19 protein-coding genes and 1 other RNA gene are annotated in these 21,694 nt (G+C 44.6%); 1 reads left to right on the plus strand and 19 read right to left on the minus strand.

Going from position 1 to position 21,694, the window contains the following annotated elements; genetic code table 11:
- Positions 1-36: 36 nt before the first annotated feature.
- The 11 genes from TOCE_RS06745 to hisS all read right to left on the minus strand — a co-directional run bounded on the left by TOCE_RS06745 (position 37) and on the right by hisS (position 10,602).
- On the minus strand, positions 37-1,497 hold the full coding sequence (locus tag TOCE_RS06745; protein WP_425358462.1) for an IS1182 family transposase: 1,461 nt from the start codon (positions 1,495-1,497) through the stop codon (positions 37-39).
- 174 nt (positions 1,498-1,671) lie between these two features.
- The gene (locus TOCE_RS06750) at positions 1,672-1,968 is read right to left on the minus strand and encodes a DUF1292 domain-containing protein (protein ID WP_013276139.1); all 297 of its coding nucleotides are present in this window, start codon (positions 1,966-1,968) and stop codon (positions 1,672-1,674) included.
- Positions 1,969-2,005: 37 nt separating this feature from the next.
- A complete protein-coding gene (gene ruvX / locus TOCE_RS06755) occupies positions 2,006-2,443 on the minus strand; it encodes a Holliday junction resolvase RuvX (RefSeq protein WP_013276140.1) in 438 nt (145 codons plus the stop codon).
- Between the two features lie 16 nt (positions 2,444-2,459).
- The gene (locus tag TOCE_RS06760) at positions 2,460-3,407 is read right to left on the minus strand and encodes an aldo/keto reductase (RefSeq protein WP_013276141.1); all 948 of its coding nucleotides are present in this window, start codon (positions 3,405-3,407) and stop codon (positions 2,460-2,462) included.
- 30 nt (positions 3,408-3,437) lie between these two features.
- Entirely contained in the window at positions 3,438-3,698 is a 261-nt protein-coding gene (locus TOCE_RS06765; protein ID WP_013276142.1) for an IreB family regulatory phosphoprotein, read from the minus strand.
- Between the two features lie 85 nt (positions 3,699-3,783).
- Positions 3,784-6,426, minus strand: a complete 2,643-nt coding sequence (alaS, locus tag TOCE_RS06770) for an alanine--tRNA ligase (protein ID WP_013276143.1) — start codon at positions 6,424-6,426, stop codon at positions 3,784-3,786.
- A gap of 63 nt (positions 6,427-6,489) precedes the next feature.
- Positions 6,490-6,930 (minus strand): SoxR reducing system RseC family protein, encoded by a 441-nt coding sequence (locus TOCE_RS06775; protein ID WP_013276144.1) that lies wholly within the window; start codon positions 6,928-6,930, stop codon positions 6,490-6,492.
- A 16-nt stretch (positions 6,931-6,946) separates the two neighbouring features.
- Positions 6,947-7,234 (minus strand): metal-sensitive transcriptional regulator, encoded by a 288-nt coding sequence (locus TOCE_RS06780; RefSeq protein WP_013276145.1) that lies wholly within the window; start codon positions 7,232-7,234, stop codon positions 6,947-6,949.
- An 80-nt stretch (positions 7,235-7,314) separates the two neighbouring features.
- Positions 7,315-7,498: non-coding RNA, 6S RNA (gene ssrS / locus TOCE_RS11935), on the minus strand.
- Between the two features lie 54 nt (positions 7,499-7,552).
- Positions 7,553-9,328 carry an aspartate--tRNA ligase gene (aspS, locus tag TOCE_RS06785; protein ID WP_013276146.1) on the minus strand — a complete coding sequence of 592 codons (1,776 nt, stop codon included), beginning with the start codon at positions 9,326-9,328 and terminating at the stop codon, positions 7,553-7,555.
- 2 nt (positions 9,329-9,330) lie between these two features.
- Positions 9,331-10,602, minus strand: coding sequence for a histidine--tRNA ligase (gene hisS, locus TOCE_RS06790; RefSeq protein WP_013276147.1), 1,272 nt, complete (start codon positions 10,600-10,602; stop codon positions 9,331-9,333).
- Between the two features lie 207 nt (positions 10,603-10,809).
- On the opposite strand from hisS, the gene TOCE_RS06795 reads away from it, so the two are divergent.
- Positions 10,810-11,982, plus strand: a complete 1,173-nt coding sequence (locus TOCE_RS06795; RefSeq protein WP_013276148.1) for a S1C family serine protease — start codon at positions 10,810-10,812, stop codon at positions 11,980-11,982.
- A 15-nt stretch (positions 11,983-11,997) separates the two neighbouring features.
- On the opposite strand, the gene TOCE_RS06800 is transcribed toward TOCE_RS06795, so the two are convergent.
- The 8 genes from TOCE_RS06800 to TOCE_RS06835 all read right to left on the minus strand — a co-directional run bounded on the left by TOCE_RS06800 (position 11,998) and on the right by TOCE_RS06835 (position 21,622).
- Positions 11,998-12,213, minus strand: a complete 216-nt coding sequence (locus TOCE_RS06800) for a hypothetical protein (RefSeq protein ID WP_013276149.1) — start codon at positions 12,211-12,213, stop codon at positions 11,998-12,000.
- Positions 12,214-12,265: 52 nt separating this feature from the next.
- Complete coding sequence (locus TOCE_RS06805) at positions 12,266-12,886, minus strand: MBL fold metallo-hydrolase (protein ID WP_013276150.1); 621 nt, start codon at positions 12,884-12,886, stop codon at positions 12,266-12,268.
- Positions 12,887-12,897: 11 nt separating this feature from the next.
- Positions 12,898-13,347, minus strand: a complete 450-nt coding sequence (dtd, locus tag TOCE_RS06810; protein ID WP_013276151.1) for a D-aminoacyl-tRNA deacylase — start codon at positions 13,345-13,347, stop codon at positions 12,898-12,900.
- A 10-nt stretch (positions 13,348-13,357) separates the two neighbouring features.
- Positions 13,358-15,523 (minus strand): RelA/SpoT family protein, encoded by a 2,166-nt coding sequence (locus tag TOCE_RS06815; RefSeq protein WP_013276152.1) that lies wholly within the window; start codon positions 15,521-15,523, stop codon positions 13,358-13,360.
- Between the two features lie 24 nt (positions 15,524-15,547).
- A complete protein-coding gene (locus TOCE_RS06820; RefSeq protein WP_013276153.1) occupies positions 15,548-16,060 on the minus strand; it encodes an adenine phosphoribosyltransferase in 513 nt (170 codons plus the stop codon).
- Complete coding sequence (gene recJ, locus TOCE_RS06825; protein ID WP_013276154.1) at positions 16,060-18,624, minus strand: single-stranded-DNA-specific exonuclease RecJ; 2,565 nt, start codon at positions 18,622-18,624, stop codon at positions 16,060-16,062. The genes TOCE_RS06820 and recJ overlap by 1 nt, the downstream gene beginning before the upstream one ends.
- 71 nt (positions 18,625-18,695) lie before the next feature.
- The gene (locus TOCE_RS06830) at positions 18,696-20,342 is read right to left on the minus strand and encodes a vWA domain-containing protein (RefSeq protein ID WP_013276155.1); all 1,647 of its coding nucleotides are present in this window, start codon (positions 20,340-20,342) and stop codon (positions 18,696-18,698) included.
- Positions 20,339-21,622: a magnesium chelatase ATPase subunit I gene (locus tag TOCE_RS06835; RefSeq protein ID WP_013276156.1), complete on the minus strand. Its 1,284-nt coding sequence runs from the start codon at positions 21,620-21,622 to the stop codon at positions 20,339-20,341. Before TOCE_RS06835 ends, TOCE_RS06830 begins: the two co-directional genes overlap by 4 nt.
- Positions 21,623-21,694 lie beyond the last annotated feature (72 nt).

Below are 21,694 nucleotides of genomic sequence, written 5' to 3' on the forward strand. Positions count from 1 at the left end.
ATAAAAGGGCGGTTCAGCTTGTAGACAAAGCCGCTTTTAGGATGCATAACCTAAAAGCGGCTTTTTGTTGAAGGCGAAGAAAATTTTTAAGAAAAACGAATGTAAAGCGGGGACTGTTGGCGGAAACGTTCCCCGTCTTTTCTTCCATAAAGCCAGCTTTTTTAAATTCATGCATGCGAAAAGAAGCGTGAGGTAATGTCCAACTTTCCTCAAGCCTCGTAGATTTGTATAGCGCATGCCATGCTTTTCCTTCGCATCGGCAAATACCCGCTCGATGGTCTGGCCGCGCATTTTGTATAGTTCTTTACCCCATTGGGTGTGTCTTATATCTTCCGCTATTTCTATGTAATGCTCCCATATATGCCGAGTTATGATTTTTGTGTAATTTTTACTTTTGGTGCACTGTAGGCGCATGGGACATTTACAGCATATTTGGGGGTTGCTCCTATATTCCCGGTATCCCGCCCGGTTGGTGGTGCTGTATTCTAATATTTGGTTGTTGGGGCATATGTAACAATCATAATATTCGTCATAGACGTATTCGCGTTTTTTAAAGTAACCATCTTTGGTCATCGGCCTCTTGTAGGGCATAACGGGAAGCGCTCCTGCCTCAATGATTTCTCTGCATATCCCGGGGGTTTTGTAGCCTGCATCAACCACTACCGCCTCTATTTTAGAAAATTTATCGTTTACTTCTTGAAATAAATCGGAGAATACCTGGCTGTCATGAACATTTCCAGGTGCTATTTTGACACCAAGGACAAAGTTGTTCCGGTCACAGGCTACAGAAGCTGTGTAGGCAAAGCAGCGCTCTTTTTCCCCTTTTTGAAACATCCCACTTTCAGGATCTGTGGTGCTTACCCTGACTTTTTTAGAGCTATTTTCTCCTTTGTTGTTATCGTCATCATCATCTTCTTCTTCAAAGGGCTTTTTACCGTTTGCTTCCCGTTCGGCGTTGATTTCTTTTAAAAGTTCTTCCTTATATTTTTGAGTCCGTTGCTTAGCGACTTTCTCGATATATTTATTCTTATTGGCACTGGCTTTTATGTGAGTAGCATCGATAAATACTGCATCTGTTTTAACAAACCCGCATTCTATTGCTTCCATCAACACCCGCTCGAATATCTTTTCAAATAGATCACTTTCCTTAAACCGCCGTTCATAGTTTTTTCCAAAAGTTGAAAAGTGAGGTATTTTTTCTTGTAATCCATAGCCTAAAAACCAACGGTAAGCTACATTGACTTCTACTTCTCTGATGGTTTGGCGCATGGAGCGGATTCCATACAATGCTTGGAGCATGAGTAGCTTAATTAACACTACCGGGTCAATACTAGGTCTTCCTGTATTTTCGCTATATAGGTCTTTTACTTCATCATAAATGAAATTAAAGTCGATGCTTTCTTCTACTGCCCTAAGGAGATGGTCTTGAGGTACTAAGCTATCGATGCTTACTAATTCTACCTGCTCTATTATTTCTCGATTTTTCTTCGTTAACATTTCATCGCCCCACAATATTTTTGTATCTTCTTTAATTTTACTAAAAAGCTGATGATTTTTGTACTAGCTTTTGCAAAAAAAGACTGTCGACAGTTACTTTGTCGACAGTCTGAACCGCCCTAATAAAAGGGCGGTTTTTGTCAAAGAATTTTATATTCAATAAGCCTAGGTTTTTTAATCGTCTTCAAGATTTTCTTCATCATAGTCTTCTTCAAAATCTTCTTCACATAAAGCTTCCCAGGCCTCTTTCACCTTTTCAAATTCCTCGTCATCCTCTACCACGGTCAAAACCTCATCGCCATCTTCGTCAGTATCGATTCTAAAAATATAGGCTGTTTCCTCATCCTCTTCATCCATTGGGATGAGAATGGCGTAATCATTGTCTTCCACAGTGACTACTCCGAGAACCTCGAATTCCGATGCTTTTCCTTCTTCATCATACAGTGTTATCGTTTCCCTTTCATCCATCATTAAAGAATCACTCCAATCCTTTTGAATTAGCTCCATTTTATAGTAATTTTGAACCTGTGTCAATATTTGACCTACTATCAAGAAAGCTCTGAAGTATGACTATTGCCGATAACTTGTCTATCACTCCCTTTCTCTTTCTCCTCGAAATATCGGCATCAATCAGTACCTTTTCGGCAGTTACGGTAGATAACCTTTCATCCCAGTACTCGACATCTAAATTCAAGGAATGTCTCAACTTTTCCCCGAAGTCTTTAACCAACTGGCCTTGGGGCCCCAAGGTGCCGTTCATATTGAGGGGCAATCCGATGATTACCTTTTTGACCTGATACCTTTTTACAATTTCCGATATTCTTTCGATATCTCTCTTTACATCCCCGCGCTCGATCACTCCTACTCCCTGAGCTGTTATTCCGAGTTCGTCGGAAACGGCCACCCCTATCCTCTTATTGCCTACATCTAAACCCAGAATACGCATTTTAAAGATGCCCCTTTTATACGATTTTTATACAGAACTCAGGACAAACCCCGCCACAGTAACCGCATAATGTACAGCGTTCTGAATTAACCACGGCTCTACCTTCTTCAAGGGAAAGGGCATTGAATCCGCACTTTTCCACACAGCGGCCGCAACCCTCACACCAATCCTCAATTAATAACCGCCTCTTTTCGGAAGAAATGAGCCTTTCCAATTCTTCAGGAACGTCCTTCCCTTCGAAAGTCAGGATATTAGCCACTATCTCATGCTCAGACTTCATGCCTACTGCTACCGAATGAAGGTACGGTAGCCCAAGTATAAATTTGAAAGCCTCCTTTTTTACACCTACAAGATTGCCCCCTCCAAGGCATTTCATACCGTAAATCCCTTTGCCGTTTTCATATGCCTTTTTTATGGCTTCTATCATGTCATTTACCGTTCCATCTTTGATCCCTATGCCCTTGTAATTTACTATTGGATGTATAACATCGATTTCGTCCATTCCGGCTGCTGCCAGCACAACCTCGACAGTATGAGTGGAAACACCCGTTGCTCTTATTATTCCCTTTTCTTTTGCATCAATTAGATATTCCAGGGCTTCGCGATGCCCTTTGAGTGTTAACCGGGATTCCTGTTCGTGGAGCATGAAAATATCTATTACATCCCTGTCCAGTGCTTTACGTGCTTTTTCAACGCTTTCTCTCATTCCCTGATAAGTATAGGCGTAAGATTTAGTTGCAACCACCAGATCGCGCCCTGACTTTTTGATCGCAAGACATATATGCGGGTAATTCTGGTAAAATTCAGCGGTATCCAGGAAATTGACACCCAGATCCACAGCCTTACAAATTAAATCAGCCCCTTTCTCCGCGGAAAAATTCGCCTGAAGGGGCCCGAGGGTAAGCGTACCAAAACAAAGACGTGATACCTTAATTCCAGTTTTTCCCAGGTTAGTATATTGCATTATGCAACCCTCTATTTTAAATACCCAAGATCACTGTTTCTCAAGATAACTTTTTACAAGTTCTTCCAGTAATTCGTCCCGCTCGATTTTCCTTATAATGTTGCGGGCGTTCTTAAAACTCGTTATGTAAGCGGGATCCCCCGATAAAAGATACCCTACGATTTGACTAATCGGATTATAACCTTTTTCTTTCAATGCATTATAAACTTCTGTTAAAATCTGTTTTGCAGGTTTTAAATCTTCCTTTTCCATTTTTTTAAACATCATTGTATCCTGCATGTTTCCTACCATTAATCTTCCCCCTGCTGTTCAAAAATTGAGGTCAAGGAGCACGGGATTTTCCCGTGCTCCTTTATTATACCAAATAAGGAAAATTCTATGCAGTCCAGTTTTTTATTACATCTACGGCGACCTTAAGAGCTTGCTCCAGCTTATCGGGATACTTGCCTCCTGCTTGAGCAAAGTCAGGCCTACCTCCTCCGCTCCCTCCTGCAACTTCAGCAGCCTGTTTTACTATTTTGCCGGCATGGTACCCTTTTTCAACCAGGTCTTTTGTAACCGAGCACACAAGAAACACCCTATCGCCCGAAGTGGAACCCAACACCACTATGCCGGATTTTATTTTTTGGCGCAGGACATCGCTAATATTCCTCAGGTCATCCATAGATGCATCGTCAACTTTGGCAGAAATAACGTTGATATCGCCCAGCAATATTTTACCAGCGGCTATCTCTTCCACTCGAGTATTTATCAGGCGCTGCCTGAGAGATTCAACCTGCCGCTCGTTTCTTTTTATCGTTTCAAACAATTCTTCAACTTTGGCGGTTAAATCCTGGGGTTTCGACTTTAAAAGCGAGACCAGGTCGCTTATTATAGCCAGGTTCTCCCTGGTGTAATTCAAAAGATTCCAACCGGTTACCGCTTCTATGCGCCTCACGCCTGCGCCGACACTGCTTTCGGATATTATCTTGAAAAGGCCTATCTTTGACGTGGAACTCACATGGGTACCGCCGCACAGTTCTTTCGAGTAGTTGCCCATACTGACCATGCGAACCTTTTCACCATACTTTTCTCCAAAAAGGGCTATCGCGCCGGCTTTCTGGGCTTCCTCCACCGTAGTTTCTTCAACGACTACCGGTAGGTCGTCGAGTATTGCTTTATTTACCAGATCTTCGATTTTCTTAATCTCGTCCTCGGTTAACGCCGCAAAATGGCTGAAATCGAACCTCAATCTATCGTGAGCCACTAAGGATCCGGCCTGATTTACATGCTCTCCAAGCACGTCCTTTAACGCCCTATGCAGCAGATGGGTGGCGCTGTGATTTCTCGCTATATCCCTTCTCCGGGCTTCATCAACACTGGCCGTTACCCTCTCTTTTAACCTGATGAATCCCTTCTCTACTTTTCCTATATGGTATATTTTTCCATCCGGTGTGCGCTGGGTATCCCTTACCCTGAAAGTAAAATTTTCATTTTCGATTATACCAGTATCCCCCACCTGTCCACCGGCTTCGCCGTAAAAAGGAGTCCTGTCGAGCACCAGTATAATCTCTCCGGCTTTTTCATCTGCCTCAACAACGGGCTCTTTACCCGATATGATCAATTCAACCTGAGCTTCGGTGGAGAGACAATCATAACCCACAAAAATAGTGGGCTCCATAGGCGCCAGTATCTCGTATAGCTCGTTGACCGGATACTCCTCTTTTCGTGCGGCTTTAGCTTTTTTTCTCTGCCTTTCCATGAGTTCCTCAAAGGCTTCTCTATCTATATTAAAGCCTTTTTCCCTGGCCACGTCTTCGGTTAGGTCTAGGGGAAAACCATAAGTATCGTAGAGCATAAAAGCCATTTCCCCGGGAATTACTTTTTGGTTTTTTTCTTCAAGTTCGGCCATGCCTTCAAAGAGCAATTTTAATCCATCATTTAAAGTCTCGTGAAAACGTTCTTCCTCAAATTTAGTTACCCTCTGAATATAATCCTGATTTTTCTTTATTTCCGGATAGGCATCTCCCATCAGCGATACCACTACCGGAACGATCTTATATAAAAACGGCCTGTTAAGATCGAGCTCCTTACCGAATCTTGCAGCCCTTCTCAGTATACGCCTCAGGACATAACTTCTTCCTTCGTTACCCGGTAAAACGCCGTCTGAAATAAGAAATGTGATGGCTCTTATGTGATCCGCTATTACCCTAAATGGGAAACCCCGCTCATCCCCATAGTACTTCTTTCCTGTCATATTTTCTACAAAGGCTATGATCGGACGGAGAAGATCGGTATCGTAATTGCTGTAGACGTTCTGCATCACGGTAGCTATGCGTTCAAGCCCCATACCGGTGTCGATGCTGGGTCTCGGTAGGGGAGTCAGGTTTCCGTGTTCATCACGGTTGTACTGCATGAATACCAGATTCCAAAGCTCCCGCCACCTGTCGCAGTCGCATACTCCTATTTTACACTCCGGTGAATTGCATCGATGTTCTTCTCCCCTGTCGATATATATCTCGCTGCACGGACCGCAAGGTCCGGTATCACCCATAGCCCAGAAATTGTCTTTTTCACCCAGGCGGATTATTTTCTCCGGAGGAATATTTGCAACTTCCTGCCATAAATAAAAAGCCTCGTCATCGTTTTCGTATATGCTGACCCATAACCGTTCTTTTGGAAGCTGCAAAACCTCTGTAAGGAATTCCCAAGCGTATGCGATGGCATCTCTCTTGAAATAGTCCCCAAAGGAGAAATTGCCGAGCATTTCGAAAAACGTATGATGACGAGCCGTTCTTCCGACGCTGTCCAGGTCGTTGTGTTTCCCCCCGGCTCGTACGCATTTCTGTGCGGTTGTAGCCCGGGTGAAGGGCAACTTCTTAAGGCCGAGGAAGACGTCTTTGAACTGATTCATTCCTGCGTTGGTAAAAAGCAGTGTGGGATCGTTATAAGGTACCAAAGATGAGCTGGGAACACGGACATGTCCCTTGCTTTCGAAAAAACTCAAAAATTTTTCTCGTATCTCGCTGCTGGTCATCATTGCGAAAAACCTCCAAAATTATATAACATTTGTCATGAATTATATAGAAAATATAATTCATTGTCAATGTTTTCTACTGTGCTCGTCCAAAATATTCACTATTTTCGAAGTGAACATGGGGTTCTTTTCAAAAAACCTGTTGTTAACGTATATGCCTGTGAAAGCCAGCGCGGTAAAAAGAAGTCCCGTTATGAACGAAAAAAGCTCCTTCCACCCTATACTCAGGATATCCGCCAGCTCCACTCCCAGGGCCACTCCCAAAAGAAAACCTACCAGCGGAATTACGTATACTATAAAGGTAGCCGAAAGCAGCGCCTTGGACTCCATCTCGATTTCCACTACCTGGCCCACTTCTGCATCCACTTCATTTTGAGCCCAAACTTTCAAGGTCCTATTATCAGAACTTAGGCTGCAACCCTTGCACTTCGAACAGGCAGACGTGCGTATTATTTCAACTTCAGCTTGATCGCCTTTCTTTGAAATGACAACAGCCCTTTCTCTCACCGAAAATTCCCCCCTTCTATCTGATAAATTTGAGTATGATCTCCACCAGTTCTTCAATCATTTCTTCCTGTCGGTCAGTGTTCATAGCTCTAGCAACGCATCCACGGGTATGGTCTTTAAAAAGGATCAGTCCCACCTTGTTTAGAGCCGCCCTAACCGCGGCGATCTGTATAAGTATGTCCACGCAGTATTTTTCATCTTCCACCATTTTCTGTATACCTTTTATCTGACCTTCAATTTTTTTCAGGCGCCTTTTTATATCTTCTTTGCTTGCACAATAGGAACAACTGTTTTCATGCTCCATCGTGAGCACCTCCATCATACCTTTTAGGGGTATCTACTTTCATTATAGAACCTGGTAGGATACTCGTCAAATGAATATAAAAAAACCCCGCCATGCCGTGTACTGACAAGGAACAGAGACCCGGCCCTCAAAGGTGGGTGTCCTCCTGGATGATTCATGTTTCCCTCTCCAAGGAGGGCCTACAATCCACATCCAGAGGCCGGACTCCCTATGTCGTGGTGTTGGCTCTTTCCTCTGTCAGGTCCACGCGCACAGCAGGGAGATTTATCTTTTCTTTATTCTAATGATACCACACAAGCTGCTTTTAATCAATTGTTTTTAAATGGTAACCTGGATGTACAGCTCTTTCAACTGCCTTGGTTCCACTTGCGCCGGAGCTTCCGTCAGGAGGCATGACGCATTCTGGGTTTTGGGAAAGGCGATGCAATCGCGGATGCTGTTGAGCCCCAAAAGGAGCATTACCATACGGTCAAGACCGTACGCTATACCGCCGTGAGGAGGCGTGCCGTACTCGAACGCCCTGAGAAGAAAGCCGAAATTGTTCCATGCCCTTTCTTTCGTAAATCCCAGGACTTTAAACATCCTCTCTTGAATTTCGGTCCTGTGAATCCTTATACTGCCCCCTCCCAGTTCGGTACCGTTAAGAACCAGGTCGTAAGCCTTGGCTCGGACCCTGCCCGGGTCTTCTTCCAGCAGGTCCAAATCTTCATCCATAGGTGAGGTGAAGGGATGATGCATGGCAACATATCTTTTCTCTTCCTCATCCCATTCAAGGAGGGGGAATTCGACCACCCACAGGAAATTGAGCTTATTTTTATCGATCAAATTCAGCTGCCGGCCTAGGTGCAGCCTGAGCTGCCCTAGAGATGTCACGACCAGCTTTGAATCGCTGTCCGCCACAAAAATGAGAAGGTCTCCGGGCTGGGCTCCCATGCGCTCCAGAAGTTCATCCATGACTTCCCGGGCAAAGAATTTTGCTATTGGTGATTTAATTCCTTCGCTGGAAAGGCTAATCCACGCCAGTCCTTTAGCGCCGAATTCCTTGGCTTTTTCCACGAGTTCGTCGATCTGCCGGCGGCTGAATTGTTCGGCCGAGTTTTTGATGTTAATTCCCTTTACCTTCCCGCCGGACTTGGCCGCCTCGGAAAACACCTTAAATTCGGTTTTTTCAGCAATATCGGTCACATCAACCATTTCAAGACCGAAGCGGGTATCCGGTTTATCCGAACCGTAAATCTCCATAGCATCCCTGTAAGTGATCCTTCGGAATGGAATCTCCACTGTCCTTCCCGTCGTTTTCTCTACTACATATTTAACGAGCTTTTCGTTCAATGAAATTACATCATCCACATCGACGAAGGACATCTCTATGTCGAGCTGGGTAAACTCAGGCTGCCTGTCTGCTCTCAGATCTTCATCCCTGAAACATCTGGTTATCTGGTAATATCTTTCCATTCCCGCCACCATTAGAATTTGCTTGAAGAGCTGGGGTGACTGAGGTAGTGCGTAGAAGGTGCCGGGATTAAGGCGGCTGGGAACGAGAAAATCTCTGGCCCCTTCGGGTGTGCTGCGGGTAAGCATCGGAGTTTCTACTTCAATAAAACCATTTTCATCCAGAAAGTCCCTTATAGCCTTATTTACCTTATGCCTGAAGGTCATATTGTGCAGCATAGAGGGCCTTCGAAGATCAAGATACCTGTACTTCAACCTCAAGCTCTCGTCGACCTTTATATCATCCTCTATTGGGAAAGGCGGAGTCTTGGCCTTATTTAGGACCTCAAGTTCTTCTACAAATACCTCTATTTCCCCGGTGGGGATCTTCGGGTTCACGTTTTCCTCGGGGCGCTTAAAAACCTTACCCTTAACCGCAATCACAAATTCGCTCCTTAATTCATCTGCTTTTTCAAAAGCCTGCCGGTTATACTCGGGGCTGAACACAACTTGGACCACTCCGCTCCTGTCCCGTAGGTCGACAAATATAAGGCCTCCGAGGTCCCTCCGGGTCTGCACCCATCCGGCCAGGACAACGTCCTGGCCGGTATTTTCCGAGGTCAATAATCCACAATGATGCGTTCTTTTTATCTTTTTGCTCATAACTAACAACCCTTCCTAATCTTGTTTTTTAAATATGTCTCAACTTCTTCGCAAGGCACCTTTTCCTGCTCACCGGTGGTCAAATCTTTTACAGTTATTATTCCGGTTTTTACCTCGTCTTCGCCGATTATAAAGGCATACTTGGAGGGAATTTTATCGGCATACTTCATCTGGGCTTTAAGACTTCTGCCCACATAATCCGTTTCAGCAGAAAATCCCGCCATCCTCAACCTGTAAAGCAACTTTAACCCGTAATCTCTGTAGGTCTCATCCAATACGGCTATAAACACATCCATCTGTATGGGCGGTATGTCGAGTAAGCCGTTGGCCTCCAGTACCATTATCAGCCTCTCAATACCTATGCCGAAACCGGCGGCTGGCGTTGGAGGCCCCCCGCATTCTTCCACCAGATGATCGTACCGCCCTCCGCCGCAAACGGTGCTCTGGGCTCCCAGGTCTTTGGAAATGATCTCAAAAACCGTTTTTGTGTAATAGTCTAATCCTCTGACTATACCCGGGTCCACCGAATATTTAACATCCAATGCTGAAAGGCCCTTTTTTACTTCGTCAAAGTGCCCTCTACAATTATCGCAAAGATATTCCAGGATTACCGGTGCTTCTACTAGGAGTTTTTGACATCCGGGATCCTTACAATCGAGGATACGGAGAGTGTTCCTACCGAGCCTCACTTTACAGGTGTCGCATAATGAGTTTGCCTTCTCAAAAAGAAAATCCTCCAAGGCTTTTTTGTAATCTTCACGGCACCTTTCGCATCCGATGGAATTGATGCGCACTTCCAGAGAATCAAGCCCCAGCCTTTTCAAAAAAAACACAGCTAATGTTATGACTTCTACATCTATTAACGGACTCGGCGATCCAAATGCCTCTATCCCGAATTGATGAAACTCCCTCTGTCTCCCGGCTTGAGGTCTCTCGTATCTGAAACAGGGCGTTATATAAAAAAGTTTCACCGGCATGGGTTTATTATAAAGTTTGTGCTCTATGTACGCCCTGGCTACCGGAGCGGTGCCTTCGGGTTTTAACGTGATGCTCCTGCCGGATTTATCTGAAAAAGTGTACATCTCCTTTTCCACTATATCCGTAGTTTCCCCGATACCTCTTTGGAATAGTTCGGTATGTTCAAAAGTCGGAGTCCTTATTTCTCGGTACCCAAACTGTCCACAAATTTCTCTGAAGATATTCTCTAGGAATACCCATTTGGTACATTCTTCGGGAAGTAAATCACGGGTTCCCCTCGGTGCTTTGGTAAGCATCAAATCAGCTCCTTCGTCATTTAAGCGAATTAAAACGCTAACGCCGGGGTAGAGTCTTTATAAATCAATATAGAAAAATTAATTTTTGATGTCAAGGTATTTTTTCACAATTTCATAACAGATTTTACATAGACTTTAAAAAATCGTGTATTAAAATATTAAGTACAGAAATGGGGAAAATTAGGTATAACGAGGAGGTGTACAAGCTTGAAGATCTTTCTCAGGTATAAATACCTGATAGCTGTACTCCTGGGATTCACTCTAGGGGCGGCCGTAGTGGCTGGAGGAATATTTACCTATCATTTCTTTTTCCCTTCCAAATCCGCCAATGCGGACGTTGGAACTCAAACGACCCTAAACTCGACCCTGCCGGTTCAAATTGGTCCGGCAGACATTCCGGGTATTGTAGAAAGGGTGAGCAACGCGGTAGTTTTTATTGAGACCACCGTAGAAAGCAGGACTGCACCCGATCCTTTTTTCGATGACCCCTTTTTCAGAGAATTTTTCGGCGACGCCTTTCGCATTCCAAACAGGGTGAGCAGAGGTATCGGATCGGGTTTCATCATCAGTCCCGACGGGTACATCTTGACTAATGATCACGTAATAGAAGGTGCCAGTGAAGTTAACGTAACAGTAAAGGGATTCGCCAAACCTTTTAAAGCCACCGTCGTTGGAAAGGATTTCGAGCTGGACCTAGCTGTGTTAAAGATAAATTCCGAAACTAAACTCCCCTCTCTTACTTTGGGCGATTCGGATAAGATGCGGGTCGGCGATTGGGTGATAGCTATCGGCAACCCCTACCGTCTCGATCACACGGTAACTGTCGGAGTAATAAGCGCAAAGGGCAGGCCGCTGTCCATAACCGACCGTTCAACCGGCAAGACCAGGGTTTTTAAGGACCTAATTCAGACCGATGCGGCCATCAATCCCGGGAACAGCGGCGGACCGTTGATATCTTTGAGCGGAGAAGTTATCGGCATAAATACGGCCGTCAATGCAGAAGCCCAGGGTATCGGCTTTGCCATCCCCATTAATACCGCTAAAGAAGTCCTGGATGAACTTATCAAGAGCGGGGGAGTCACCAGGCCCTACATAGGCGTCTACCTACAGGACATTACAAAAGACCTGGCTGACTATTTTCAGCTTAACAGCACCGATGGTGCCCTGATAAGTTACGTCCTTCCGGGTAGCCCCGCAGAAAAAGCCGGTCTTCAGCAGGGCGATATAATCCTAAAGGTCAACGACAACCCCATCAAAAAATCCAGCGACGTATCGGAAATAATAAGTAAGACAAAAGTAGGCGAAAAAATAGTTCTGGTAATTTACAGGAACGGTAGAACACTTTATGTTCCGGTAAAAGTAGATAAAAAGCCCAGCTGATAAAAACTCGAGGGATCAGTTTTTCCCTCGAGTTTTTTTAAAAAATATCCGCTTCGGGCTTGTATTTTCATCATCCAGCTCGCCTCTAATGCTCCTGACCGTTTCTATATCCACGTTCATCGCTCTGGCGATATCCTCGTCGTGAACATCCTCATCAAACAGTTCTAGATAATCCGTCAGGCTTTCTTCAGGCCGTAATAGCATCCTGGGGGCCTTACTTTTCTTTTTCATGCGAATCCCTCCAATCCCCAGGTCTATTATGCCCCGTAGCCCCTAAAAATATTTAGCGCAAAAACGGGTTGGTTGCCCTCTCACCACCGATAGTCGATTCAGGACCGTGACCCGGGAGAACTCGAACGTCGTCGTCAAATACCAAGAGTTTTGTCTTAATGGAGTTTAACAATTCCCTGTAAGATCCTCCCGGAAAATCGGTTCTACCTACAGAACCTGCAAAAAGAGTATCGCCGGTAAAAAGGAGATTCCCCGCTTTTACACAAATACTTCCCGGAGTGTGTCCCGGGGTCCATATTACCTCCAGTATTATATCGCCTATTTGGAGGTTTTCATCTCCTCTTAGCTCCACATCAGCGGCAGGCTGGGTGAAGCCACACCCCATATAGCTTGACAGGTTTTCTTCAGGGGAAAGCAGCATTTTTGCGTCTTTTTCGTGAATGGCAACCTTCGAACCGGTGGATTGTTTAATTTCCCTGACCGCTCCTATATGGTCCGCATGCCCGTGGGTAAGGATGATATAATCCACTTCAAAACCCTCTTTATTGACTACTTCCAGAATAATTTCCGGATTCGCCCCGGGATCGATTATTGCTGCCTTTTTGCAGTGTTCGTCAGCCAAAACATAACAGTTAGAAGCAAGCGGCCCTACCTGTAAGCGCTTAACAAACATCGCACACCTCCTCAAAACACTTTTTTCGAATCGAGCAATATGGTCACAGGCCCGTCGTTTAAAATAGTTACCAGCATATGAGCCTGGAACTGCCCGGTTTTAACTTTGGATATTTTTCGCCTGCAATATTCCACAAACCTTTCGTATAATTCGCGGGCTTTATCCTGGGGAGCCGCAAGCGAAAAGCTCGGCCTTCGCCCTTTCCTAACGTCGCCCATTAACGTAAACTGGGATACTATAAGAATTTCTCCACCGGTATCGGCGACCGAAAGATTCATTTTCCCTTCCCCGTCTTCAAAAACTCTCAGTGACGCTACTTTGTCGGCGAGATATTCCGCATCCTCCGGAGTGTCGTCATGGCCCACTCCTACCAGGACCATAAGCCCGGGTCCTATCTCGCTGATGACTTCACCATCAACGGTGACGGAAGCTTTCTTAACCCGCTGAACAACAGCCCGCATATCCTACCTCCTATTGATTCATCACCCTTTTTACTTCAAAAATACCGTTGATCTTTTTCAATTTTTGCATAATATTTTCCAGATGCTGCTTATCGGTAATTTCCAGAACTAGATCTATTACTGCTATGCCGTTTTTGGAAGATCTGGCATTAACCGAATCTATAGTGGTCTTCATATCACCTAAGGTATTCAATACATCCGAAAGCACTCCCGGCCTATCGTAAGCGGAAGCCTCAATTTCTACCGGATACGATGTTTCTTTAAAACCATCCCACTTGACCTCTATAAGGCGTTCCCTGTCATACATGTTGTTCAGCACATTGGGGCAGTCCTGCCTGTGAATCGAAACACCTCGTCCCCTGGTGATATATCCCACAATTTTATCTCCGGGCACAGGATTGCAGCACCTAGAGAATTTAACCAGCAGGTTGTCTACCCCATCTACTTTAATACCTTCATTGACCCCTTTTTTCGGCTTTGCTCTGGAATCGATTCTAACCGCTTCCAGAACCGGTTTATCCGGTTTTACGTTCTTTTTATATTCCTCCAGGATTTTTTGGAAAACCTGTCCTGCCGTAATACCTCCGTAGCCTATCGAAGCGTAAAGGTCATCCATACTCTGGAAACTTAGCCGCCTTAACAGGTTATCCATAAAATCCTGTTTTATAAGCTGGTAGATATCGTACCCCTGTCTTTTTGCCTCTTTTTCCAGCATTTCCTTGCCGCGAGCTATATTTTCTTCGCGGCGTTCCTTTTTAAACCACTGCCTTATCTTATTCTTTGCCTGGGTTGATTTGACGAATTGAAGCCAGTCCCAGCTGGGTCCGTTGCTGTGCGATGACGTAATTATTTCAACAATATCTCCGTTTGTCAGCTTATAGTCCAGGGGAACCATTTTACCGTTCACTTTGGCACCCACACACCGGTTGCCTATATCGGTGTGTATTCTGTAGGCAAAGTCTATTGGACAAGAGCCTGCAGGTAAATCTATTACATCGCCCTTGGGAGTAAAAACGTATACTTCATCTGCAAATAAATCTATTTTCAAGGATTCCATGAATTCCCTAGCGTCGCGTAGGTCCCTCTGCCAGTCCAGGATTTCCCTGAGCCATGATAATTTTTTGTCAAAATCGTCCTCTTTGTTCCCCTCTTTATATCGCCAGTGAGCTGCAATACCGTATTCGGCCGTCTTATGCATCTCGTAGGTCCTTATCTGTATCTCCAGGGGTTCTCCTGAGGAATCAATGACTGTCGTATGGAGGGATTGGTACATATTGGGCTTTGGCATTGCTATATAATCTTTAAACCTGCCGGGTATAGGTTTCCAGAGGGTGTGCACGACTCCGAGTGCAGCGTAACAATCTCTAACGGTATCCACAATAACTCTTACGGCCGTCAAGTCAAAAATCTGCTCAAAGGATTTGTTCTGTTCCTTCATCTTTTTATATATACTGTAAAAATGTTTCGGTCTCCCCTGGATTTCGGCTTTTATACCTGCGGCTGTCAGGCGCTCCCTTAAAAGGGCGATCATGTTGTTTATATGTTCTTCCCTTTCTCTTCTCTTTTTGGCGACTTTGTCCACCAGCTCGTAGTAATGATTGGGTTCCAGGTATCTAAAAGCCAGGTCTTCCAATTCCCATTTTATTTTGGAAATACCCAGACGGTGAGCAAGGGGTGCAAAGATCTCAAGGGTTTCTACGGCTATCTCCTTCTGTTTTTTCTCGGGTAGATACTTTAAAGTCCTCATATTGTGCAGCCTGTCAGCCAGTTTAATGAGGATGACCCGTATATCTTTGGCCATGGCCAGGAACATTTTTCGAAGATTCTCTGCCTGCTGCTCTTCTTTTGTTTTATATTCTAATTTGCTCAACTTTGTTACACCGTCTACAAGTAGAGCTATCTCTGAACCGAAGTTTTTTGCTATATCCTCAAGAGAATAATTAGTATCTTCGACCACATCGTGAAGGAGACTAGCTGCGATTGTGATGGTATCCAGCTCAAGATCCGCAAGGATCATGGCGACTTCTAAGGGGTGGAAAATAAAAAGTTCTCCTGAAACTCTGTGCTGGCCGTCATGGGCATTTTTCGCAAACTCGTAAGCCCTTCTGACCAGCTCCAGGTCTGCCGAGGGGTTATACGACTTTATGCGTTCTTCCAGGGAGTCGAATGTTGCCAAACGGATCCACCCCTTTTTTCATGCCTAGTATTTGATGAGCGAAACCACTTCGTAATTAGACAGACATTCCCGTCCCTTTAATTCGGTCAATTCTATCAAGAAAGCTACAGCGGTAACGATCCCGCCCAGTTTTTCCACCAATTCTATTGTAGAGAATATTGTGCCTCCGGTAGCTAAAAGATCATCCACAACCAGTACCTTTTGTCCCTTCTCAATAGCGTCCTTATGCATTTCCAGCACATCAGTGCCGTATTCCAGCTTGTATTCAGCTTTTATCGTTTCCCCAGGCAGCTTTCCCCTCTTTCTTGCGGGAACAAAACCTTTTCCGAGCTCATACGCCAGAGGTGCTCCTATGATAAATCCTCTGGCTTCAGGACCGGCCACCAGGTCGAAATCCTTATCCCTAACCAGGTCCGCCAGGCTCTTAATTGCAGTCCTAAAAGCTTCTCCATCCTTTAGGAGCGTTGTTATGTCTTTAAAGCTTATTCCCTTTTTGGGGAAGTCCATTATTATGCGAATTTTCTCTTTCAGGTCCATTAAATCTCCTCCTGTTTCAATATTTCTTGTATTTTATAAAAATTGTTATAAAATTCTATTACTTTGGCACGGAGGTTTGAAAGCATTTGGTATGTAGGTGAAACCCGGCAACTCAAACCCTTAACGTGCCCGTTAAATTGTATTATATGTACTGTGTCGCCTTCCAGAGTGTATTTTAGTATACCCAACTCCTCAAAAATGTTTAGCACATTGATTATCCCTATATAATTCACTTTCCGAAAGTCTGGCTTACCCAGAAAACCTCCTATATCTTTGAGTCTAAATCTGGCCGGCCCTTTCCCCAACGTCCTGTACAGGAATTCGAAGACCGCTGTAAAAAGGTCCTTATGCGGCAGCAGTTTCTCGCACACCATATAATTATACCTCAAATCGTCCCGGTTGAAAATCAAATGTGCTCTGAGTGAAGAAGTATTAAAAATATGAGCCTCCATCAGCTCAACACTGAAAGGCGTGTCATAAAAAACTATCTCATCAACAAAGTCCAATGCCTGCCGGTGAAACACCGCTTGGGGATTTATCAAAATGATATTTTTTTTATTTTTTATATCAGCTTCATCCCAATTAAAAAAAACGCCCAGGTTCGACTTTATGTGATCGAACCTCTTCAGATAAACCAGTAAGCGCCAGGCTTGATAAGGGGTGTTAACCTTAACCATAGCCCTTTTGTCCGATTCAATTAAATCCTTGACGTACTGGCGCTTGTCTTTGGCCTTCACCAATTTTAGCATCCGCGCATTATCTTTTTGACCAGCTACCTTATCCGGAGGTGAACACAAACTTTCAGCAAACATTGCGCTTTTATTGAAAAATCTTTTATAATACTCTTCTTCAAGCTTTATCATAAGTTCGTCCCTGAGATAGGGCACTTTGATATCCTTAAGATTGAGCTGAGGTTCCCTAACTCCTTCCCATTCGTTGAGTTCCAGGTAGAAGGCTGCATCGATGAAAGGAGCCATTTCTAATTTATCCTTATAAGCCCCAAGGTTAAAGCCTATGGCGCTGAATTCTTTTCTTCTTTTTTTTAGGAATATTTTTAAATGTTTTTCTCCTTCCCCCACCGCACGGACCCGTTCCACAGACAGGTTTTTACATATAAATAGCGGTTTTGGATTGCCGAATCCAAAGGGTTCCAGGATTTTAAGTTGTTCGGCCAGCTCCATGTTTATGTCTTCGGACTTTAACTCCAGGTCTATATTCAGCCTGATATCCCATTTTTCTCGAGAAATCTCTCTTGCCAGTTCATTGATCTTTGAACGAAATGTTCCTATCTCTCTCACTTTGATGGTAAAACCAGCAGCCTGGTCGTGACCTCCAAATTTATCGAGCATATACGACAGTTTATCTAAAGCTTCAAATATGTTGAACCCCGGTATACTCCTTGCCGAGCCTTTTCCCTCTTCGCCCTCTTCTGCTATCAATATACACGGCATGCAGTAACATTGTACCAGCTTTGAAGCCACGATTCCTATGACTCCAGGGTGCCATCGGGAACTCGAAGCTACTATAACTCTTACATTTTCAAGATCGATATTTTTTTCTACGTATTCTCTGACTTCATTGTAGATTTTGTTTTCGAGAGCCTGCCTTTCTCTATTTAAGTCCTCCAAAGCCATTGCGAGTTCCCTGGCTTCCTCAGTATCATCGGTGAGCAGAAGCTGGACCGCAGTCGTTGCATCGGATAGCCGCCCGGCTGCGTTTAACCTTGGCGCCAGTATGTAACTTATTTTTTCTGCGTTTAGTTCCGCATCATCGAGTCTTGACTGCGACATTAAAGCTGATAATCCCGGTTTATCGGTATTCTTTAGTGCGTTAAGACCGTGCTTTGCTATTATCCTATTTTCGTCTACTAAGGGAACCATATCGGCGATGGTGCCGAGGGCAGCCAGATCTAGGTATTTTAGTAATATTTCATCGTCAGAACCCGCAAGGGCCTGGATAAATTTGAAGGCCACCCCTACTCCCGCTAGGTTTTTAAATGGATAAGGGCAATCTTTCTGTTTCGGGTTGATCACGGCTGCGGCATCGGGAACGACCTCATGAGGTTCGTGGTGATCCGTAATTATGACGTCAACGCCCAGTTCTTTGGCATATCTTACCTCGTCATGGGACGCAATCCCGTTATCAACTGTTATTATCAGAGTAGTGCCTTCCCTTGCGATTTTTTCTAATGCTTCTTTGTTCAGACCGTAACCCTCGTCCAGGCGCGAAGGGATATAAAAATCGACATTGCCTCCCATTTCCCTAAGCGCCCTTACCATCAGGCAGCAACCGGTAATTCCATCCACATCGTAGTCGCCGTATACGGTTATTTTTTCTCCTGCGGCCAGGCCTTTTTTTACCCTTTGCACAGCTTTGTCCATATCCTTAAGTAACATCGGGTTGTACATGTCTTCCAGCGATGCTCTTAAGAATCGAACCACATCTTCTTTTCTATCTATTCCCCTGCTTTTTAAAAGCTTTAAAATCACGGGATGGAGATTTTCGGCGCTAAAGGATGGAATTACCGGAGGATTCAATTCCCAGACATAGTTTCCGTCTATCACTAAGGCACCCCCATCCTTGAAAACACATATAATTATAAACCAACGGCGGTTTTATATCAATGAATTTTTTACTATACCAGTTGCCCGCTCTTGTTTATAACGTTCACCAAAACATCTCGGTTCAGTTCATCCACGACAAAAAGTTTGCCTCTGGCGGCCTGGGTGATTTTCGTAAGGCAGTCCCTATTTGGTTTCAGTCCGATACAGCAAAAGTCTATTTTTTTCTTCCCGATTTTCTCTGCTGCAGTGATAGCATCCTTTACCGGATCTGTGCTCCACATAGGGACTGTGGGGATGCCGTCGGTAATCAACATGATCAAGGGGTTTTTCATGTGCCTGGAGCACATGTATGAAAGGCCTTGATCCAAGGCGAGAGCCAGCGGTGTAAGCCCGGAAGATGTTATACTGCTCACACCTGCATCAATTGTACTGAAATTTTTTGTAAAGGGTACGTGAAGGCTGACATTCCTTTCCTTAAACGCCAGGACGCTGACCCTTCTGTTGGATTTCAATACAATATGTTTCGCCAAAATTTTTGCACTTCTCAAGCGCTCTCCGGCCATACTCGCACTGGCGTCGATGATCAGGCATATGTCCTGTCCTCTTCCCGGATATCTTTTCACAGTTACTAAGTCTTCGCGCCGAATTGAGAATTTTTCTCCAACAAAGTAGGACCTGACAAGGGCTTTCTTGATAGTTTCTACAACTTCGATTTCCTCCAGCCAATCGGTTTTCGTATAAGGTATTTGTACAGCCCTTCCCTTCGTATCCCGGACATTCTTTCTCCCTGAATTGATGGTTTTAATGAACCCTCCTCTGTTTTCAGGTATCTTTTTTATGATCTTTTTCAGGCCCGATTCCAGTTCTTTCCGGTTTGCCCTGATAAAATCTATCATTTGTTTTCCTTCAGGCGTCAATGCGTAGCTTCTCGAATTCCTGAACACTAGGTTGTCCTTTTCGAGGCGTTCGACGATCTGCTCCAGATCCCCGTACTTTTTTTCCAGTTCATAAAGATCCCTGCGTTTTGTGGAATTGAAAAACTCGAGGATCTCTTCCAGTTCCCTCAAGCTGCCCATATACTCGCAAAGTTCAAGCGCCTGCTGATATTTTTTACTGCGAAGTATATTTCCACTATAGTTGCTCTGCTTTAAATACGAATCCGAGTCCGTAGCATAAGGGGACATATCGATGGGTGTGTTACCCACTTCGTTTACAATTCTGTCAATTCTCCTGAGTTCCACCTTTTGCCTGATCAGGGATTCCTCAAGGTTCTCTATTAAAAAAAGTAAGAAATCCAGTTTATCGTCGGCAAGCAAAATTGAAATGTGCACGTGATTCAAATGGTCCTTCAAAAGGCTTTCAGTTTTGCCGTAGTTCAGGCTGCCTGAAAGCCTGCCTCCACCGCTGCCCGTTTGAATATCTATACGATCGGCCATAAACTCCATATTATCTTTGGCCAGAGCATTAATTAAGTCCCTAGCAATAAGTTTTACGTCTACGGCTTTGATTTCGTGAAACAAGTCCACGTGTAAAATTTCTCCCTCATTTAATCTGTTGTAGAAGACTTTCCCTGCATCGGAATTGGTTATTATGTGTACCACCTGGGGTCGGTACGGGGAAATAACGTGGACTTTTCTGCTGGCTACAGCCGCCTCGCCGATTCTGACCCCCCTACCTTTAGAAAATTCTATTTTCATTTTTTCAACTGGTGAATTCACCGAAGTTCATCCTCCGTCTTGACACATTCACTAAAATCCAGCTGCTTCAGCGTGACGGCCTTATGGGGTGGTGCTTTGACCTCTATACATTTAGGGTCAGTTGCGGTCGAAGCTTTCCCGCCCAGAGCTCTGGGAAAAAACGAAAAAATTCTCCGTAAAGCGCTCAACTTGTCTTTGCCAGCGCTTACCTCAAGACCTCTCGACTGGGTACTCCTGTCGGAATGTTCGGCCAAGGTTTTTTGTATCGGTTCAGTCACTCTTGAATTATTATTTTCCAGGTTTTTCAATATTTCAGCCAGATTTTTTTCATCGGTCCTGTGCTTCAAAGCGTACCTGGTCAAATACATTATATCCTTAATATCTGGACTTCTCCCCAGAAGCGCTCCCCTTAACCGGGCTCCGAGGAGTATTGATTCTATACCTCTTATGCTCTCCAGTCCAAAATTAACGTATATCGATGCCAGGGTGGTTTTTAAAGCGTCGGAAAGATGAAATTCGTTTAGCCTTTTTTGTGCTTCGATAAACCCCGTTACTTTTTTCATTTCCAAATCTATGTCTTCTTCCAGGTCAGAGCCTTCGAGAATTCTGCGGACTATACCTATGTCTTTTGGCCTTTCCACATTGACGACAAAATCAAATCTGTCGGAAAGCTGGCGGCGGATATCCTCTAAGGGCCCCGGTTCTTCGTCCGGGTTGGATGCAGCCCATACGCTGACTTGCACGGGCAATTCCACGACCGGGAGTCCCACTTCTTCTATCTGTATCCTTCCGGGTTTGGTTCCCATGACATCCAGTAAAATATCAACAATATCCGGGGCGGTGTCCGCCAAGCGGTTTATCTCGTCGACGAATATAACGCCGCGGTGAGCCCTGGGTATTGTACCGAGGAGAAGTGCAGCCTGAGGGTTTTCCCTGGACGATAGTTTCTCAAGGTCAATACTCCCTACAACGGTGCCCTTTTTGGCGGAAGCTGATATTTCAAGAAAAGGCATATCGACCTTTTCTACGCCAAGCTTTTCTATTTCTTCAGGGGAAAGATCGCGATGAAGCGGACAGTGCGGTTTTTTCGGATCGCAGTTGAACTCGCATCCTTTTATTCGTTCGATTTTTGGGAAAATATTGCGGGAGGCTCTTATTATGGTAGTTTTCCCGGTACCCCTCAAACCCTCAGCATGAATATGAATTGGAATCCCGGAAAGGGTCGCAAGGATGGCCACATCTATAATGTCGAAAAGCCCGCTGTTTCCTTCGTGCCTTATTAACTGCGAGTACCTTTTCACCCAAATCCCTCCTTACGACAATATTTTCCCACTAAAAAAGCCTTTTAATTAAAAAAAAAAAGAGGGTTTTTT

This window comes from Thermosediminibacter oceani DSM 16646 (assembly GCF_000144645.1).
GTDB lineage: Bacteria > Bacillota > Thermosediminibacteria > Thermosediminibacterales > Thermosediminibacteraceae > Thermosediminibacter > Thermosediminibacter oceani.

Excerpts from the sequence above, each read along its gene's own strand:
- TOCE_RS06820 (WP_013276153.1), bottom strand. The coding sequence starts at position 16,060 with ATGGACCTGAAAGAGAAAATTCGCATAATAATGGACTTCCCCAAAAAG.
- dtd (WP_013276151.1), bottom strand. The coding sequence starts at position 13,347 with ATGCGGGCTGTTGTTCAGCGGGTTAAGAAAGCTTCCGTCACCGTTGAT.
- TOCE_RS06780 (WP_013276145.1), bottom strand. The coding sequence starts at position 7,234 with ATGGAGCATGAAAACAGTTGTTCCTATTGTGCAAGCAAAGAAGATATA.
- aspS (WP_013276146.1), bottom strand. The coding sequence starts at position 9,328 with ATGAGCAAAAAGATAAAAAGAACGCATCATTGTGGATTATTGACCTCG.
- TOCE_RS06760 (WP_013276141.1), bottom strand. The coding sequence starts at position 3,407 with ATGCAATATACTAACCTGGGAAAAACTGGAATTAAGGTATCACGTCTT.
- TOCE_RS06800 (WP_013276149.1), bottom strand. The coding sequence starts at position 12,213 with ATGAAAAAGAAAAGTAAGGCCCCCAGGATGCTATTACGGCCTGAAGAA.
- hisS (WP_013276147.1), bottom strand. The coding sequence starts at position 10,602 with ATGCTTACCAAAGCACCGAGGGGAACCCGTGATTTACTTCCCGAAGAA.
- TOCE_RS06765 (WP_013276142.1), bottom strand. The coding sequence starts at position 3,698 with ATGGTAGGAAACATGCAGGATACAATGATGTTTAAAAAAATGGAAAAG.
- TOCE_RS06805 (WP_013276150.1), bottom strand. The coding sequence starts at position 12,886 with ATGTTTGTTAAGCGCTTACAGGTAGGGCCGCTTGCTTCTAACTGTTAT.
- TOCE_RS06745 (WP_425358462.1), bottom strand. The coding sequence starts at position 1,497 with ATGTTAACGAAGAAAAATCGAGAAATAATAGAGCAGGTAGAATTAGTA.
- alaS (WP_013276143.1), bottom strand. The coding sequence starts at position 6,426 with ATGATGACCAGCAGCGAGATACGAGAAAAATTTTTGAGTTTTTTCGAA.
- TOCE_RS06750 (WP_013276139.1), bottom strand. The coding sequence starts at position 1,968 with ATGATGGATGAAAGGGAAACGATAACACTGTATGATGAAGAAGGAAAA.
- ruvX (WP_013276140.1), bottom strand. The coding sequence starts at position 2,443 with ATGCGTATTCTGGGTTTAGATGTAGGCAATAAGAGGATAGGGGTGGCC.